General features: G+C 71.5%; 12 protein-coding genes, 1 tRNA gene and 2 pseudogenes. 10 read left to right on the top strand and 5 right to left on the bottom strand.

The features are described from left to right. Positions 1-56 precede the first annotated feature (56 nt). Both ACFWBT_RS02495 and ACFWBT_RS02490 read left to right on the top strand, forming a co-directional pair. On the top strand, positions 57-719 hold the full coding sequence (locus ACFWBT_RS02495) for a GntR family transcriptional regulator (protein ID WP_385694853.1): 663 nt from the start codon (positions 57-59) through the stop codon (positions 717-719). A gap of 41 nt (positions 720-760) precedes the next feature. Then, positions 761-1,186 carry an enoyl-CoA hydratase-related protein gene (locus ACFWBT_RS02490; protein ID WP_385694850.1) on the top strand — a complete coding sequence of 142 codons (426 nt, stop codon included), beginning with the start codon at positions 761-763 and terminating at the stop codon, positions 1,184-1,186. A gap of 182 nt (positions 1,187-1,368) precedes the next feature. Here the strand turns inward: ACFWBT_RS02490 and ACFWBT_RS02485 are convergent, their stop codons facing one another. After that, positions 1,369-1,905, bottom strand: a complete 537-nt coding sequence (locus ACFWBT_RS02485) for an NUDIX hydrolase family protein (protein ID WP_266764141.1) — start codon at positions 1,903-1,905, stop codon at positions 1,369-1,371. A gap of 446 nt (positions 1,906-2,351) precedes the next feature. On the opposite strand from ACFWBT_RS02485, the gene ACFWBT_RS02480 reads away from it, so the two are divergent. From ACFWBT_RS02480 to ACFWBT_RS02465, 4 genes are all read left to right on the top strand, one after another. Next, on the top strand, positions 2,352-3,215 hold the full coding sequence (locus ACFWBT_RS02480) for an intradiol ring-cleavage dioxygenase (protein WP_385694847.1): 864 nt from the start codon (positions 2,352-2,354) through the stop codon (positions 3,213-3,215). After that, complete coding sequence (locus tag ACFWBT_RS02475) at positions 3,212-4,306, top strand: maleylacetate reductase (protein WP_385694845.1); 1,095 nt, start codon at positions 3,212-3,214, stop codon at positions 4,304-4,306. The genes ACFWBT_RS02480 and ACFWBT_RS02475 overlap by 4 nt, the downstream gene beginning before the upstream one ends. Positions 4,307-4,581: 275 nt before the next feature. Continuing rightward, positions 4,582-6,021 (top strand): hypothetical protein, encoded by a 1,440-nt coding sequence (locus ACFWBT_RS02470; RefSeq protein ID WP_385695000.1) that lies wholly within the window; start codon positions 4,582-4,584, stop codon positions 6,019-6,021. Between the two features lie 373 nt (positions 6,022-6,394). Next, on the top strand, positions 6,395-7,162 hold the full coding sequence (locus tag ACFWBT_RS02465) for an NPP1 family protein (RefSeq protein WP_385694842.1): 768 nt from the start codon (positions 6,395-6,397) through the stop codon (positions 7,160-7,162). Positions 7,163-7,797: 635 nt separating this feature from the next. Here ACFWBT_RS02465 and ACFWBT_RS02460 read toward each other — a convergent pair. Then, positions 7,798-9,006: a hypothetical protein gene (locus tag ACFWBT_RS02460; protein ID WP_385694840.1), complete on the bottom strand. Its 1,209-nt coding sequence runs from the start codon at positions 9,004-9,006 to the stop codon at positions 7,798-7,800. Positions 9,007-9,114: 108 nt separating this feature from the next. Between ACFWBT_RS02460 and ACFWBT_RS02455 the strand changes: the two are divergent. Then, positions 9,115-9,365: pseudogene (locus ACFWBT_RS02455) on the top strand (transposase family protein); the annotation flags it as partial. A 215-nt stretch (positions 9,366-9,580) separates the two neighbouring features. Beyond that, on the top strand, positions 9,581-10,150 hold the full coding sequence (locus tag ACFWBT_RS02450; RefSeq protein WP_385694837.1) for an SMI1/KNR4 family protein: 570 nt from the start codon (positions 9,581-9,583) through the stop codon (positions 10,148-10,150). An 87-nt stretch (positions 10,151-10,237) separates the two neighbouring features. On the opposite strand, the pseudogene ACFWBT_RS02445 reads toward ACFWBT_RS02450, so the two are convergent. Continuing rightward, positions 10,238-10,402: pseudogene (locus ACFWBT_RS02445) on the bottom strand (transposase family protein); the annotation flags it as partial. A 30-nt stretch (positions 10,403-10,432) separates the two neighbouring features. Then, complete coding sequence (locus ACFWBT_RS02440) at positions 10,433-11,320, bottom strand: SDR family NAD(P)-dependent oxidoreductase (protein WP_385694834.1); 888 nt, start codon at positions 11,318-11,320, stop codon at positions 10,433-10,435. A gap of 71 nt (positions 11,321-11,391) precedes the next feature. Here ACFWBT_RS02440 and ACFWBT_RS02435 point away from each other — a divergent pair, with 71 nt between their 5' ends. Further along, a complete protein-coding gene (locus tag ACFWBT_RS02435) occupies positions 11,392-12,315 on the top strand; it encodes a LysR family transcriptional regulator (protein WP_385694831.1) in 924 nt (307 codons plus the stop codon). A 169-nt stretch (positions 12,316-12,484) separates the two neighbouring features. Beyond that, a tRNA-Pro gene (locus tag ACFWBT_RS02430) sits at positions 12,485-12,558 on the top strand. Between the two features lie 129 nt (positions 12,559-12,687). On the opposite strand, the gene ACFWBT_RS02425 is transcribed toward ACFWBT_RS02430, so the two are convergent. After that, the gene (locus ACFWBT_RS02425) at positions 12,688-14,400 is read right to left on the bottom strand and encodes an FAD-dependent oxidoreductase (RefSeq protein WP_385694828.1); all 1,713 of its coding nucleotides are present in this window, start codon (positions 14,398-14,400) and stop codon (positions 12,688-12,690) included. Positions 14,401-14,439: the final 39 nt, after the last annotated feature.

Below are 14,439 nucleotides of genomic sequence, written 5' to 3'. Positions count from 1 at the left end.
GGCGCGGAGGTGTCCGGCCGCGCGCAGGTCATGGCGCCGTACCGGGAGCAGAAACGATGACGAAGCCGTCGGTGAGGGTCTACGAGGACCTGCGCAGGCGCATCCTGACCGGCGAGCACGCGTCGGGCGCGTGGCTGCGCGAGGAGAACATCGCGACCACCTACGAGGTGAGCCGCACTCCCGTGCGCGACGCGCTGCGCCGGCTCCAGGCGGACGGGCTGGTCACCCTGCACCCCAACCGCGGTGCGCAGGTGACCGGATTCGACGCCGCCGACCTCGACGACATCTTCAGCCTGCGGGCGCTGCTGGAGGGCTACGCGGCGCGTCGTGCGGCCGAGCGCGACGGGTCGGAGGCCGAGCGCGAGGAGTTGCGCGCGCTGTGCGACGCCATGGACGAGGTGGCGAGCGCCGGCGGCGACGACGCCGACGACAGGATCACCGAACTCAACCTGGAATTCCACCGCGCGCTGCACCGGGCGGCCGGCAACGCGCTGCTCCCCGGAATCCTTTCCGGGGTCATCGAGATCTCCCTCGTACGGCATACGTTCCACAACTACTCCCCGGAGGAGATGCGGCGCAGCCTGCGTCAGCACCGTGAACTGGTCGACGCCCTCACCGCCCGCGACGGGTTGTGGGCGCAGTCGGTCATGACGGCGCACGTGCTCTCCGCGCGGGCGTCCCTCAGCCGGCACCGGGCCGACCAGCCGCCCGGGAAGTGACCGGGCGCCCCTGCTGCATCCTTCTCGAGAGTGGCAGGTCAATGGCCCCCAAGTCACCTCAGAAAGCTCGGATTCCGCGTGCCGCTGCGGAGTTGTTCGCCGAGCATGGTTACCACGGCACCGGAATGGCCCAACTCGAGCCGGCTGTCGGGCTCCAGAGAGGTGCGCTCTACCACCACATCGGGCACAAGGAAGCCCTGCCCGCGGAGGTGGGCCTGGTCAACCGGCTGGTGCCGGCCGGAACGGCGTTGGAGGCCGCGCTGGACCTGGCCGCCAAGGTGGCCTCGGCCGGTCCGCTCGCGGTCGCCGCGACGAAGCGGATCGCGCGTTCCAGCGCCGACTGGACGCTCGCCGAAGGCTGGGAGGAGCAGGAGAGGATCATCGCGCCGGTGTTCGTCTCCGAGGACGCGCGTGAGGGTGCCGCGGCGTTCGCGGAGAAGCGCGGCCCGGTGTGGAGCGGCCGGTAGGTCAGGACGCGACGGCCCGTCGGTTTCCTCCGTGGACCGCCCTCCCGGTCCTCCCGGTCCTCCGGTTCCTCGCGTGGACCGTCTCGGTCCGCCGGGCGGCGCCGGGCGGAGGGTGGCCCGGCGGCCGCGACGGGCGGGACGTCGGCCCTCCCCGGTTCCGGGGCGTCCGGCGGGGTCGCGCGTCAGGAAAGGCGTCCGACATGCGCCAGCGCCTGCCTCAGCAGCACGCCCTGGCCGCCGGGCATGTCGTCCGCGACCACCGGTGACGCGGCCTCTTCGGGGCTGAACCAGACCAGGTCGAGGGCGTCCTGCCGGGGGCGGCAGTCACCGGTCACGGGGACGATGTAGGCCAGGGACACGGCGTGCTGGCGGGGGTCGTGGAACGGCGTGACACCCAGCGTCGGGAAGTACTCGGCGACGGTGAAGGGCTGCAGGGAGGCCGGGATTCGGGGGAGTGCCACCGGGCCGAGGTCCTTCTCCAGGTGGCGCAGCAGGGCGTCGCGGACCCGCTCGTGGTGCAGCACTCGGCCGGAGACGAGCGTGCGGCTGACCGTCCCGTCCGGACCGATACGGAGCAGCAGCCCGATGTGGGTGACTTCGCCGTTGTCGTCGACGCGCACCGGTACGGCTTCCACGTACAGGATCGGCAGGCGGGCGCGGGCCGATTCCAGTTCGTCACGGGACAGCCAGCCGGGCGTGGTTTCGGTCAAGTCAGACATTGCTTGATCATACTTTCCGTGCGTCCGCTGCGGGCGTGATGCTCCAGGTCAACGATGCCCCACGGCAGGGGCCATCGCGCATCCCTCGGCGTCAACCAGGCGGTGTCGCCCCGGAGAGCCGTCGACGGAATCCGGTCCCGGCAGCGCGCGTCGCGCGCACTCGGTCGTCGAACCGGGCTCCACCAGCGGCGCAGGGCACGACCACCGACGAGATCGCCGTCGCCCGCATCCTGGATCACGGCGGCGACGGGAAGGACCTCGTCTTCAACTACGGTGCCGGGCGGCGACGTGGGAGGTCGCCGGGATCGGGAACCGGTTCGCCTGCACGGTGACGGCCCCGGGGCCCGACGCGGCGGACGGGTTCGTCAGCTTCGAACTGTGAGCCCCGGCAGCCTCGTAGCCTGGTGCACGCCCGGCAGGACGCCCGGCGGGACCACGGGAGCGGCATGGCCACGGAATGCACCACGGACATCACCGAAGCGGTCGTCGACAGCTTCGTGGGCACGGCCGACCCGAGACTGCGCGAGCTGCTCGGCGCGCTCTCCCGCCACCTCCACGCCTTCGCCCGCGAGACACGACCGACGACGGGGGAGTGGGAGCGCGCCATCGACTTCCTGACGGAGACCGGCCGGATGTGCACGGACACCCGGCAGGAGTTCATCCTCCTGTCGGACGTGCTCGGCGTCTCCATGCTCGTGGAGGCCCTGAACGGCCACCGTGACCCGGGCGCGACGGAGTCGACGGTCCTCGGCCCGTTCCACATGACGGCGTCGCCCGTACGGGAACTCGGCGCGACCATCGACCTGGTGGGCACCGGCGAGCCGTGCGTGGTCAGCGGCCGGGTGCTGTCCCGGGACGGCACCCCGCTGCCCGGCGCGGTCCTCGACGTGTGGCAGGCGGACGGCGAGGGCTTCTACGACGTCCAGCGGCCGGACGTCCAGCCGCCCGGCAACGGACGCGGGCTCTTCACGGCGGACGGCGAGGGCCGCTTCCGGTTCCGCACCTGTGTGCCGAGCCCGTACCCGATCCCCACCGACGGCCCGGTCGGCGCCCTGCTCAGGGCCACCGGCCGCCACCCCTACCGGCCCGCCCACATCCACTTCATCGCCTCGGCCGAGGGGCATGCCCCCATCACCACGCACCTCTTCGTGGCGGGCAGCCCGTATCTCGGCTCCGACGCCGTCTTCGCCGTCAGGAAGAGCCTCGTCCAGGACTTCGCCGAGACCGACGACTCCTCCCTGGCACGGGAGTTCGGCGTCGCGAACCCCTTCCGGCACGCCCACTTCGAACTCGTACTGGAGTCGGCATGACCACCCCACCGAGCGCTCCGCTCGACTTCTCCTACGAGACCCGGCCCGCCCGGGTCGTCTTCCGGCCCGGCGCCTCGGTCACCGCGACACCGGGGGAGGCCGCGCGGCTCGGGCTGCACCGGGTCCTCGTGGTGTGCGGCAGCCGGGGCGTGGAGGCCGCGCGGTCGGTGGCGGACGCGCTCGGCGACAGCTGCGTCGGCCTGCACGACGGAGCCCGGATGCACGTACCCGTGGAGGTCGCCGACCGGGCGGTCGAGGTGGCGCGCGCGGCGGGCGCCGACGGCTGCGTCGCCGTCGGCGGCGGCTCCGCGATCGGCCTCGGCAAGGCGATCGCGCTGCGCACCGGCCTGCCGCTGATCGCCGTCCCGTCCACCTACTCGGGCTCCGAGATGACGCCCGTGTGGGGCCTGACCGAGCGCGGGGTCAAGCGCACCGGCCGCGACCCCTCCGTACAGCCCCGCTGTGTCGTCTACGACCCCGACCTCACCCTCGGCCTCCCGGTCCCGCTCTCGGTGACCAGCGGCGTCAACGCGCTGGCGCACGCGGTCGAGTCGCTGTACGCCCCCGACGCCTCCCCGCTGGTCTCCCTGATGGCCGAGGAGGGCGTACGGGCGATGGCCGGCGCGCTGCCCGAGGTGGCCGCCGCCCCCGCCGACCCGGAGGCGCGCGGCCGGGCCCTCTACGGCGCATGGCTGTGCGGTGCCTGCCTCGGCGCGACGACCATGGGCCTGCACCACAAGCTGTGCCATGTCCTCGGCGGCACCTTCGGCCTGCCGCACGCCGAGACGCACACCGTGGTCCTCCCGTACGCCCTCGCCTTCAACGCGGCGGCCGCGCCGCGGGCGATCGCCGTCCTGTCCCGCGCCCTGGGCGCCGACGACGTCCCCCGCGCCCTGCGCGAGCTCGCCGGCGGTCTGGGAGCTCCCCGCACACTCGCCGAACTCGGCCTGAAGGAAGCGGACTTGATGCCGGCGGCGACCCAGGTCGCCGCCGAGTCCTATCCCAACCCCCGCGAGGTCACCGCGAACGGCGTCCTGGGGCTGCTGACGGCGGCGTACGAGGGATGGGAGCCGCGGAGCGAGGTCTTCTAGGGGCGCTGGGGCCGGTTCCACCGCCGCCACGAGTGACCGGCCGGGTCCGTCTGGCCACCCTCCCGACAGGTGCTGACGCACCATCATGTGCCTTGCTGTACAGGTCAGTTGAACAGTTGACGACTTATCGGGCCGTTCCGGTGGGCGTGGCGCACATCACCCCGGCGGGCGTCGAAAGGTGAAGCGCGGCTTCACGGGTTCATGACACCCTCACCTCTGGTTACCCACCGGTAATCCCACGCCACCCCCCACCCCCCTCAGGACTGACCTTGCGTATCCGCAAGCGGCCCTCGCGCGCCGTCGTGCCCGCGCTCGCCGCATCCGCCCTCTTCCTCGCCGCCGGCTGCTCCGCGAGTCCCGCGGACTCGCCCTCCCGGGCCGATCGTGCCCGGCCCGCCGCGGCCTCCGCCTCCGCCAGCGCGGACACCGGGCAGCCGCTCGCCGTCGCCGCCGCCCCGGAGGCCGCGGCCACCTCGACCGCCGTCGCCCGTCCGGGTGCGTCCGGCGGCCGGGCCCACCGGGCCGCGCTCAAGGTGGCCTCGTACGACAGCAGGACCCGACGTGCCGTCATATCACCCATTCGCAAGGGTGGTTCGGGCGGGAGCGCGTCGGAGTCGCCGTCCCCGTCCGCCGGGAGCACGGCGAAGCCACGCGGCACCGCCGTGGGAGACGTCATCGCCAGCGCACCCGCCCCCGGCGCCCCCGACGGCCTCCTCGCCAAGGTGACCTCGGTGATCGGCGAGCACGGCGACGGCACCGAGGTGCAGACCGCGCCGACGACCCTGGACGCGCTGCTCGGCGACGACGACGCGAAGGGCTCCGTCCCCGTCGACCCGGCATCCTTCGACATCGAGAAACTGCTGCCGGACGTGCGGGTCTCCTGGGCGAAGGCCGGAGACGTCCACGTCGGTCCCGAGGGAGCGAAGGTCCCGCTCGGCAGCCTGCGGATCGATGTCGGCGCGAAGGTGGCCACGGCTCCCGGGGCACCGGCGTCGGCCTCCGCGTCCGTGTCCGGGTACGTACAGGTCGCGCCCGACGTCGACTTCTCCTACGGCGGCGACGGGGCCGGCTCCGGTCCGGGTGCCGCGTACCTGGGCGTCTCCGGCGACTGGGACGCGCAGTGGACGGTGAAGGGGCGCGCCGCCGCCTCCGCGCGGCCCCAGCGGGTGGCGTTCGCGAAACTGCACGCCGACCCCGTGCTCCAGGTCGGCCCGATTCCCGTCGTGGTGAACCTCGATCTGACCTGCTACTTCCAGGTCGCCGCCGACGGAACCGTCAGTGTCGACGTCGAACAGCGCCTGAAGGGCGACTTCAAGGCCGGTGGCACGTTCGGTACTGCCCAGGGGTGGACACCGGTCGACGAGTCGCACATGACGAGCAGTCCGGTGCACACCTCGGTCAGCGCGGCGGGGCAGCTGAAGGCGGCCCTCGGCGCGGAAGCCACGGTCGGCCTGTACGGCGCCGTCGGTGTCACCGCCGACCTGGCGCCGTATCTGCGCGGCGAGGCCGCGGGCTCGGCCGACGCCGCGACCGCGACCGGGTCCAAGGCGAAGCCCGACGCCACCGCGACCGGCGCCTGGGCTCTCTACGGAGGTGTCGACCTGACGGGCACCCTGCGGATGCAGCTGTCCGTCTTCGGTACGCCCGTCTTCCAACGCGCCATCCCCTTGGGCGCGTTGCACCGCGAGTGGAAGCTGGCCGACGGCCGCGTGTAGCTCGAACACCTCCTGTGCCCGGCGTTCGCGTGTAGTTCAGGCGCATCCTGCGCCCAGCCATCACGTGTAGTTCAGGCGCATCCTGCGCCCAGCCATCTGTAGTTCAGGCGTGTCCTGTGCCAACTATCAGGTGTGGTTGCGACGCACCCTGTGTCCGGCGGCAACCCGGCCGCCGGGCACGGGAGTCGAGCCCCGGACGGGCCCGGCGTTCTCCCAACTTCCCTTCCTGCGATCCCCATTGGTAGATCCTTCATCGCTCCGACACCCGCGACCTCTGGTGTTTTTCGCGCCCACCCGAAAGGCTGACCTGGGCATGCCAAGACGACCGCCTGGCCCGCCCCGCCCCCACGTCGCGGTCGATCTGGAGGAAGCAGTGAAAAGAAGCTCGCGGATCCGCAAGGTCTCGGTGATTCTCGGCAGCGCCGTCGCGCTGGTCGTCGCCTTCCCGGGCAGCGCCCTCGCCGACCCGCCGAAGGCCTTGCCCGCGAACGCGGACGGACTGGAGCAGACGTTCCAGCCGGCCTTCGACTACGACACCGACGGCTGTTACCCGACGCCCGCCATCGGCCCCGACGGCACCGTCAACGGCGGTCTCAAGCCCTCCGGGGCCCTGAACGGCCAGTGCCGCGACTCCTGGGACCTTGACAACACCAACGGGTACTCCCGCGAGAAGTGCAACAACGGCTGGTGCGCGATCATGTACGGCCTCTACATGGAGAAGGACCAGGCCGTCGCCGGCAGCGGCCTCGGCGGGCACCGCAACGACTGGGAGCACGTCGTGGTGTGGGTCCAGGACAACGAGGCCAAGTACGTGTCCACCTCGGCCCACGGCAACTTCAACATCTACGGCCGGGACCAGATCCGCTGGGACGGCACGCACCCCAAGGTCGTCTACCACAAGGACGGCATCCGCACGCACTGCTTCCGGCCCGCGAACACCAATGACGAGCCGCCGGAGAACCACCACCACACCTGGCAGTTCCCCACCCTGGTCGGCTGGAACGGCTACCCCGCCGGGCTGCGCGAGAAGTTGAGCGCGTACGACTTCGGCAGCGCCGTGTTCGGACTCAAGGACGGCAACTTCAACGCCCACTTGGTGAAGGCCAAGCCGGCCGGTATCACCTTCGACCCCAACGCCTGACCCGCGGCCCGGTGGTGGGTGACGCGCCCGGCGTCACCCACCACGGCCCGGTGCCGCGACAGAAGCGGCCGGTACCGTGCCGGGCGCCCGCGGGGGTGTGGCCGGCTCTCGCTCCGGTACATCCCAGGACGCGAGAGCCGTGTTCCGTGGCACGGGGTGCACTTCGGAGCATGGGCGTTGCCGGTAGCGTGATCGCCTGCCGCATGGAAGGTCCATGTGTCCGGCCGGCCCGTGCGAGGGATTTCGGTGACGAGCGATGGGACCGCGATGAGCGAACTGACGAAGCCCGGAATCGAGGTTCCGGAGGGTGAAGCGCCCTCCGAGCTGCGGGGCGGAAGGCAACTGCTCACCGGTATTTCAGAGTAGCGTTTTCAGAGTGGCCCCAGAATGCGTACCGCACCACCGGGCAGTTCAGCGGTACGCCGCGGGCCCGGCACGTCGGCAACCAGAAGGACCTCGCGTCATGGCGCACCACGTCGGTTCGCATTGAGACCGCGGCGCTGCCCCCCCCGCCGGCCATCCGGCAGGGGCGCTGTCGTCTTCGTCAATCACTGTCGTTCGGCGGCATGGCCCCGGCTGCCACGGCATTCCGGCCGGGGCGTCTCCGCGGGCACAGCCGTTCCCGGCCGACGGCGTCAGCCGCCGCGCTTCAGGCGAACGACGGCGGGGGCGTTGAAGGGGGCGCCGGACTGGTTGACCTGGACCTGGCCGGCGCCCAGCCACTCGTCGGTGCCGGGTATCCGGTGGACCTCCTCCAGCCACAGCGACTGCTTCGACCCCTTGCGGGCACCGGTCGACAGGGGGAGGCGATGGCTTTTGATCTTCACGCACCGGCCGTCCCCGGTCAGGAACCAGTTGCGGTCGAGGAACAGGCCCGCGTCGTCCTGCGCCACCGGGATCCGCTGGGCGCACCCGCCGGGTGCGGGCCGCTGCGCGACCCACTTGGAGCCGTCCCGGCGCAGCTGGATGAACCCGTCCGCGGGTTCCTCCCCGCCCTCGCCGTGGTTGAAGCTGTTGATGCCGTATGCGAGCACCTCACCGCTGTCGAGCGCGATGACCCGGCTGAGTCTTGCGCCGGCCTCCGGCGGTATGGGCTCCTCGAAATGGGCTTGCGGAGTCTCCACCGGCTTCCAGGACGTACCGTCCCAGTGCATCGAGGCGGGCTGGCTGTAGCGCTCGCCGGAGCCCTGTTCGGTGCCCGGCCCGGTGGAACGGCTGCCGACTGCCCAGACGTCGTCGGGTCCCGCCACCGCCAGGTCGGATGCGGCGTACGGCAGCCGCGTCGGGGTCCAGCGAGTGCCGTCCCAGTGCTGAGCGGTCCCGTTCCCGAGGAGGACCCAGATGTCCTCCGGACCCGCGGCCGCGAGGCGCACGACACCGCCCGGCGGAGGGTTCGGCACCGCTGACCAGCGGACGCCGTCCCACAGCGCCCAGGAGTTCACGCCGAATTCCGTTCCTGAGATGTGCCATTCCATCCACAGGGCCTTCTCGCCGACCTCGTGGAGCACAGGTTCCGAGTCGAGGGTGCCGAACGCCTCGGGGAGGGGCCCTCGTTGCCAGCGCGTGCCGTCGTAGTGCTGCAACGGGCCGTTGGAGTCGCCGTCGCTGTCGAGCGCGACAGCCCAGATGTCGTCCTCGGCCAGGACGGCGAGATCCGCAAGACGTCCATGGAAGTCGAAGACACGCTCGAACTCCCAACTCGCGGAGCCCATCGTGCCGGCAGGGCCCGTGGTCCGGGAGTCGGTAGGCTCCGAGCCCGCACCGCACCCCTCAGCCGCGAGCACACCGGCCAGCACGGCAACGGCCACCAGCCCTCTGCGGATGATGCCCCTGGCTCTGCGCACGCCCACTCCCCTTGTCGCTCCCCAACCGGCGGGAAGGGTACCCGGTTCGGCACACGCACCTCACGGCGTCACTCCGTCGACGTCTAGCGGTCCTTCACCGAAGAAGAGGTGTTCGTCATTCTGGACGGAACCCTGCTGCCGATCGACCGCATCGCCGTCGACACCCCCTACTACTCTGGAAGCGCAAGCGCCATGGCAGGAACGTGCAGGTCCTGACCGATCCGTTCGGACGGCTGCTCTGGGTCTCGCGTGCTCTGCCCGGCTCGACTCAGGACCTGGCTGCCGCGCGACAGCACGGGATCATCGAAGCCCTCACTGATGCCGGACTCAAACGTTGGCCGGACAAGGCGTATCAAGGCCAGCACCAACCGAATGACCGACGTCGTGAAGGCAGTCCGCGTCCTTCACCTCGCTGAGCGGCCGGTCCTGCACTTCGGTCCGGAAGGTGGTCGTAGGGGAGGGGGCAGAAAGCCTGCTCGGAGTACCATCCCCGCGAGGTCCTTAAGGCCGGCGCACCGCAACCCCCGCAGTGGCGCAGTCGTATGGGGCATCCATGGAGAGAGGGCAGAGGGGAATGAGCGTGGCGGAGAGCTGGTCCCGCGTGATGAGTCTTCTTCGGCAGCACGCCCCGGCCGATCACGCGGATCTGCCTGGGCCCGCTACGGAACAGATGCTCGCGGCCGCCGAGGAACGGATGGGTATCTCCCTCCCTCAGGATCTGCGGGCGTGGCTGTTGCAGAACAATCTGGATCTTCCTGAGGAAGATGTGGACGACGATGTGGCGTGTTGCGGCTTCGCCGGGTTCCCGGAAGAGGGAAGCTTCTTTCTGGGCATACGGGCGATGGAGAAGCTCTACGCGAACCGCTCCATGCCCGGTGGATTCGACCCTCCGGACCAGCCGGACAATCCGTTCTGGCGTAATGAGTGGATCCCGTTCCTGTCGGATCAGGACGGCTGGACGGGAAAGTTCATCGACGTGCGGGACGGGCGTGTCGGCAGGTGGTTTGTGGGTGAGATCACGATCACGGGCGAGTACGAATCGCTGGCTCACTATTTCGACTCCGTGGCGGAGCTGCTGACGAAGATCGCCGATGGAAACGATCCGGTCTGTGAGGTCGCCGAAGGGCGACTCGTCTGGTTGTGAAACGAAAGATCCGCCGCGTCGGTCCCACTGGATGACCGTCATCGCCAAAGCCGTCCTCCCTGGAGTGGCGACGGTGAAGAAGCATTTTCAGCGTTGACGCTCCAGGGTGAGAACGGCCGCGGCCGTCATGCGGTTGGGACTGACGCGGGCTTTGCGGAAGACGTGCCAGGACTTCAGTCTCGCGACGCTTCGTTCGACTGGTGCTCGTGCCGCTGACAGGGCCCGGTTGACCGTCCGCTGGGTCGGGCTGAGGTCCTGGTGCGGAAGTCGCCGGGCCACGTCCTAGGAGCCGAGAACCCGTTCCTGGTGACGCGGTGGCCTGCCCGTGTGCCACGGCACCACCTCCCCGAACCGCACGAGTTCGCCGTACAGTGCCGGATCGGCCTTTTCGCGCAGCAGCAGGTCGAGCACCGCGACCGCGGCCCGCGCCGGGGTCTGGGCCTGGCTGAAGTCGGTGAACCACGGCCGGGACAGCGGTGTGTCAACGAGCCCCGGGCAGACCGCCGCGACCAGGGTGCCGCGGGCCAGGTCGGCGTCCCGGCGCTCGGCCGCGACCGCCCGTACGGCGGCTACCTGGGCCACCTTGGACGGCACGTTGATCCACTGGGGCCAGCCGAACTCCTGCTCGGTGCCCGCGTGCACGGCGGCCCGCCAGGACGCGACCGCGGCCTCCACCTCGTCGAGCGAGGCGCCGTCGAAGAGCGGGTGGAGCCGGGCGTCGAGACGACCCAGCGTGCCCAGCGAACTGGCCACCACGATCAGCCGCCCACCGGGACGCAGCACCGGGCCGAACGAGCGCAGCATCGCGTGCGCGCCCCCGTTCGCGACATCGATGAACGCGTCGGCCTGCTCGGCCTGCGACCGGTCCGGCGTCAGCATGGCGCTCGCGTTGGACACCACGATGTCCACCCCGCCGTGGCGCGCGCCGAGTTCGGCCGCCAGCTCCGCCACGGCCCGCGCGTCGGTGACGTCGAGGACGCGGCCCTCGACCCTGCTGGTGGTGTCCGCGGACCCGGTGACCCGGGTGACGGCTTCGGCGACCCGGTGGGCGTCGCGCCCCGTGAGCAGGACCAGGTCGTCGCGGTCCATCCGGGCGGCGAGACCTTCGACGAGCGCGAATCCGAGCCCCTGATTGGCGCCGGTGACGAGAGCGATGCGTGCGACAGTCATGCCCACCACGCTAGGAACGCCTCCGGCATGCGTCCAACGAAACCTGCTCACATCTGGTATGCGTCATCGTCATGGACTTCACCGACGTCTCGCTGGTCGCCCTGCGCGTTTTCCGTGAGGTGGCCGAACGCGGCACGTTCACCGCGGCGGCCGGTGCTCTCGGTTACACGCAGTCCGCGGTGTCCCGGCAGATCGCCTCCCTCGAACGGGCCGCGCGGGCCCAGCTGTTGGAGCGGCGCAGAGACGGCGTGCGGCTGACCGCGGCCGGGCACGTCGTGCTGCGCCGGGCCGTCGCGGTGCTCGACCAGATCGACGCGACCGCGCGGGAACTCGCCGGGCTGCCGGCCGAGGCCGGGACCGTCCGTCTTGGCTGGTTCGCCAGCGCGGGCGCCGTCCTGTTGCCCCGAGCCGTCGCCGCACTGCGCCGCAGCCATCCGGCGATCACCGTCAGCACCCGGGAGGGCAGCACACCCGCGCTGGTGCGCGCGCTGCGGGCCGGCACCCTGGACCTCGCCCTGCTCGCCTCGGCGCCACCGTTCCGGCCCTTCGACAGCGAGTCGCCCCCGCTGACGGTGCGGACGCTCGGTGAACGCAGTCTGCGGCTCGCGGTGCCCGCGGCCCATCCGCTCGCCGCCGGTGACTCGGTCGACATCGCCGACCTGCGGGGGCAGCGCTGGATCGCCGGTTCCCCCCTCGGCGACGAGAGGCTGATGGGCGTCTGGCCGGGACTGGACGAGCGTCCCGTGATCGCCCACACCGCCCGTGACTGGCTGGCCAAACTGCACCTGGTGGCCGAGGGCTGCGGCCTGACGACCGTTCCGGCCTCGCTGGCCCCCGCCGCGCCGGCCGGCGTACGGATCGTGTCCGTGCGCGGGGGCCCCGAGGAGCGGCGCCGCGTCGTCCTCGCCCGCCTTCCGGGGCCCTTGCCGGAACCGGCCGCCCGGCTGGCCGACGCGCTCCGGGCGGCGGCGGCCGACCTGAGCGAACCGTCCTGACGCGACCCCTCCCGGCCTCGGACGGCATCCCCTCCCGCGCTCGGACGATGTCTCCTCCCGGACGGCGACCCCGGTTGCGCTGGGACGATGACAATGCGTGCGCGGTCATCCACCGACGTGCGGTAGGGTTTGGATGCGCGATCGCGCGGGGAACCGCGAGGTGACGCATCGGGACGTGGCGCAGCTTGGTAGCGCACTTGACTGGGGGTCAAGGGGTCGCAGGTTCAAATCCTGTCGTCCCGACTGAAGAAGTCGTGGCCGGAGGCCGTATCGGAATTCCGATACGGCCTCCGGCTGTTTTTCGCGCTCCTCGGGGGACGGTGGCCGGCCTCCCGGCCGGGCGATGTCCCGGGCCCGCCCGGAACAGGCAGGTCAGGCCTGGTCCAGCAGGGAGATCAGGGCCTCCCGCAGGGTTGTCCGGGGATCCTTGACCGGCCCCTCGGACCGCCAGGCGACGAATCCGTCGGGGCGTACCAGCACCGCACCGTCCGCGGTCACGCCGTGGATCTCCGCCCAGTCCGCGTCACCCGCGGGGACGAGGTCCGCCTCGGGCCCCGTGCCGATCCGGTGGGAGTCGAGCGGGACGGACATCTGCCGGGCCAGGTCCCTCGCCGCGGCGTCCCATCCACCGGCGCCGTCCGCCGCGCTCAGCAGCACCATGGACCGCTCGTACAGGTCGAGGGTGGAGATCCGGGCACCGGCGCGGGTCAGCCACAGGTGCGGCGCCCGGGTTCCGGGCTCGCCCGTCAGCCGTACCCCCTCGGGCACGACCGGACCGGCCGGATCGGCGCCCAGGACCGCGCCCCGCGGGTAGCGGTAGGCGAGCGCCACGTTGAGGATCCCGCCCTTCCTGCCGCCGGGGCCGCCCTGGCCGCCGCGGCCGCCTTGACCACCGGGGCCGCCCTGGCCGCCCTGACCGCCGGCTTCGGGACCGGGGGTGTACCCGGGGTGGCTGTGCTCGACCGAACGCGACGAGGCCCGGGCGCTCGTCGCCTCGGCCACCGGCCGACGCTCGGCGTCGTAGGACTCCAGCAGTCCCGGACCGGCCCAGCCGGCCAGCACGGCGGACAGCTTCCAGGCCAGGTTGTGCGCGTCCTGGATACCGGTGTTGGACCCGAACGCCCCGGTGGGGGACATCTCGTGGGCCGAGTCGCCGGCCAGGAACACCCGGTCCCGCGCGTACCGTTCGGCGACCCGCTCGGCGGCGTGCCAGGCGGCCCTGCCGGTGATCTCCACATCCAGATCCGGCACGCCGATGGCCCGCCGGATGTGTTCCACACAGCGCTCGTCGGTGAACTCCTCCAGGGTCTCGCCGTGTTCGGGGTGCCAGGGAGCGTGGAAGACCCAGTGCTCCTTGTTGTCGACCGGCAGCAGAGCCCCGTCGGCCTCCGGGTTGGTCAGGTAGCAGACGATGAACCGCCGGTCACCGACGACCTCCGCGAGACCGCGCGAGGTGAACGTGACGCTCACGTTGTGGAACAGGTCGCCCGGCCCGGTCTGCCCGATGCGCAGCGCGTCACGGATGGGGCTGCGCGGACCGTCCGCCGCGACGAGGTAGTCCGCGCGGATCGTGGTGTGCTCGCCGGTCTCCCGGCTCTTGACCTTCGCGGTCACGCCCTCGGCGTCCTGCTCGAACGACATCAGCTCGGTGGAGAACCGCAGGTCGCCGCCCAGCTCCCGGGCGCTCTCCAGCAGGACCGGCTCCAGGTCGTTCTGGCTGCACAGGCACCATGCGCCCGGGCTGAAACGGGCGAGTCCGTTGCCGGGGTCGATCTCCTTGAACAGCCACTCGCCGGCATCGCCCACCAGGGTCGGCGTCTGCAGGATGCCGTGGTTGTCCGCGAGGACCGACGCGGCCTCCTCGATGCGCCGCTGGACCCCGGCCACCCGGAAGACCTCCATGGTGCGCACGTTGTTGCCGCGCCCCCGCGGATGGATCGAGGTGCCCGCGTGGCGCTCCACGAGGATGTGCGGCACACCGAGCCGCCCCAGGAACAGCGAGGTGGACAGGCCCACCAGAGAGCCGCCGACGATGAGGACGGGCGTGTGGTGACCGATCTCTCCGGCCTCTTCGAATCGGTTCATTGATTGCCTCCAGCGTCGCCTGCGACGTGAGTGAGGGAA

The organism is Streptomyces sp. NPDC060027, assembly GCF_042737005.1.
Lineage (GTDB): Bacteria > Actinomycetota > Actinomycetes > Streptomycetales > Streptomycetaceae > Streptomyces.
Note: the sequence above shows the minus strand (reverse complement) of the source record. Positions and strands in the feature narration are given on the sequence as shown.

Coding starts and splice junctions, on each gene's coding strand:
- ACFWBT_RS02495 (WP_385694853.1), top strand. CDS start 57: ATGACGAAGCCGTCGGTGAGGGTCTACGAGGACCTGCGCAGGCGCATC.
- ACFWBT_RS02490 (WP_385694850.1), top strand. CDS start 761: ATGGCCCCCAAGTCACCTCAGAAAGCTCGGATTCCGCGTGCCGCTGCG.
- ACFWBT_RS02485 (WP_266764141.1), bottom strand. CDS start 1,905: ATGTCTGACTTGACCGAAACCACGCCCGGCTGGCTGTCCCGTGACGAA.
- ACFWBT_RS02480 (WP_385694847.1), top strand. CDS start 2,352: ATGGCCACGGAATGCACCACGGACATCACCGAAGCGGTCGTCGACAGC.
- ACFWBT_RS02475 (WP_385694845.1), top strand. CDS start 3,212: ATGACCACCCCACCGAGCGCTCCGCTCGACTTCTCCTACGAGACCCGG.
- ACFWBT_RS02450 (WP_385694837.1), top strand. CDS start 9,581: ATGAGCGTGGCGGAGAGCTGGTCCCGCGTGATGAGTCTTCTTCGGCAG.
- ACFWBT_RS02440 (WP_385694834.1), bottom strand. CDS start 11,320: ATGACTGTCGCACGCATCGCTCTCGTCACCGGCGCCAATCAGGGGCTC.
- ACFWBT_RS02435 (WP_385694831.1), top strand. CDS start 11,392: ATGGACTTCACCGACGTCTCGCTGGTCGCCCTGCGCGTTTTCCGTGAG.
- ACFWBT_RS02425 (WP_385694828.1), bottom strand. CDS start 14,400: ATGAACCGATTCGAAGAGGCCGGAGAGATCGGTCACCACACGCCCGTC.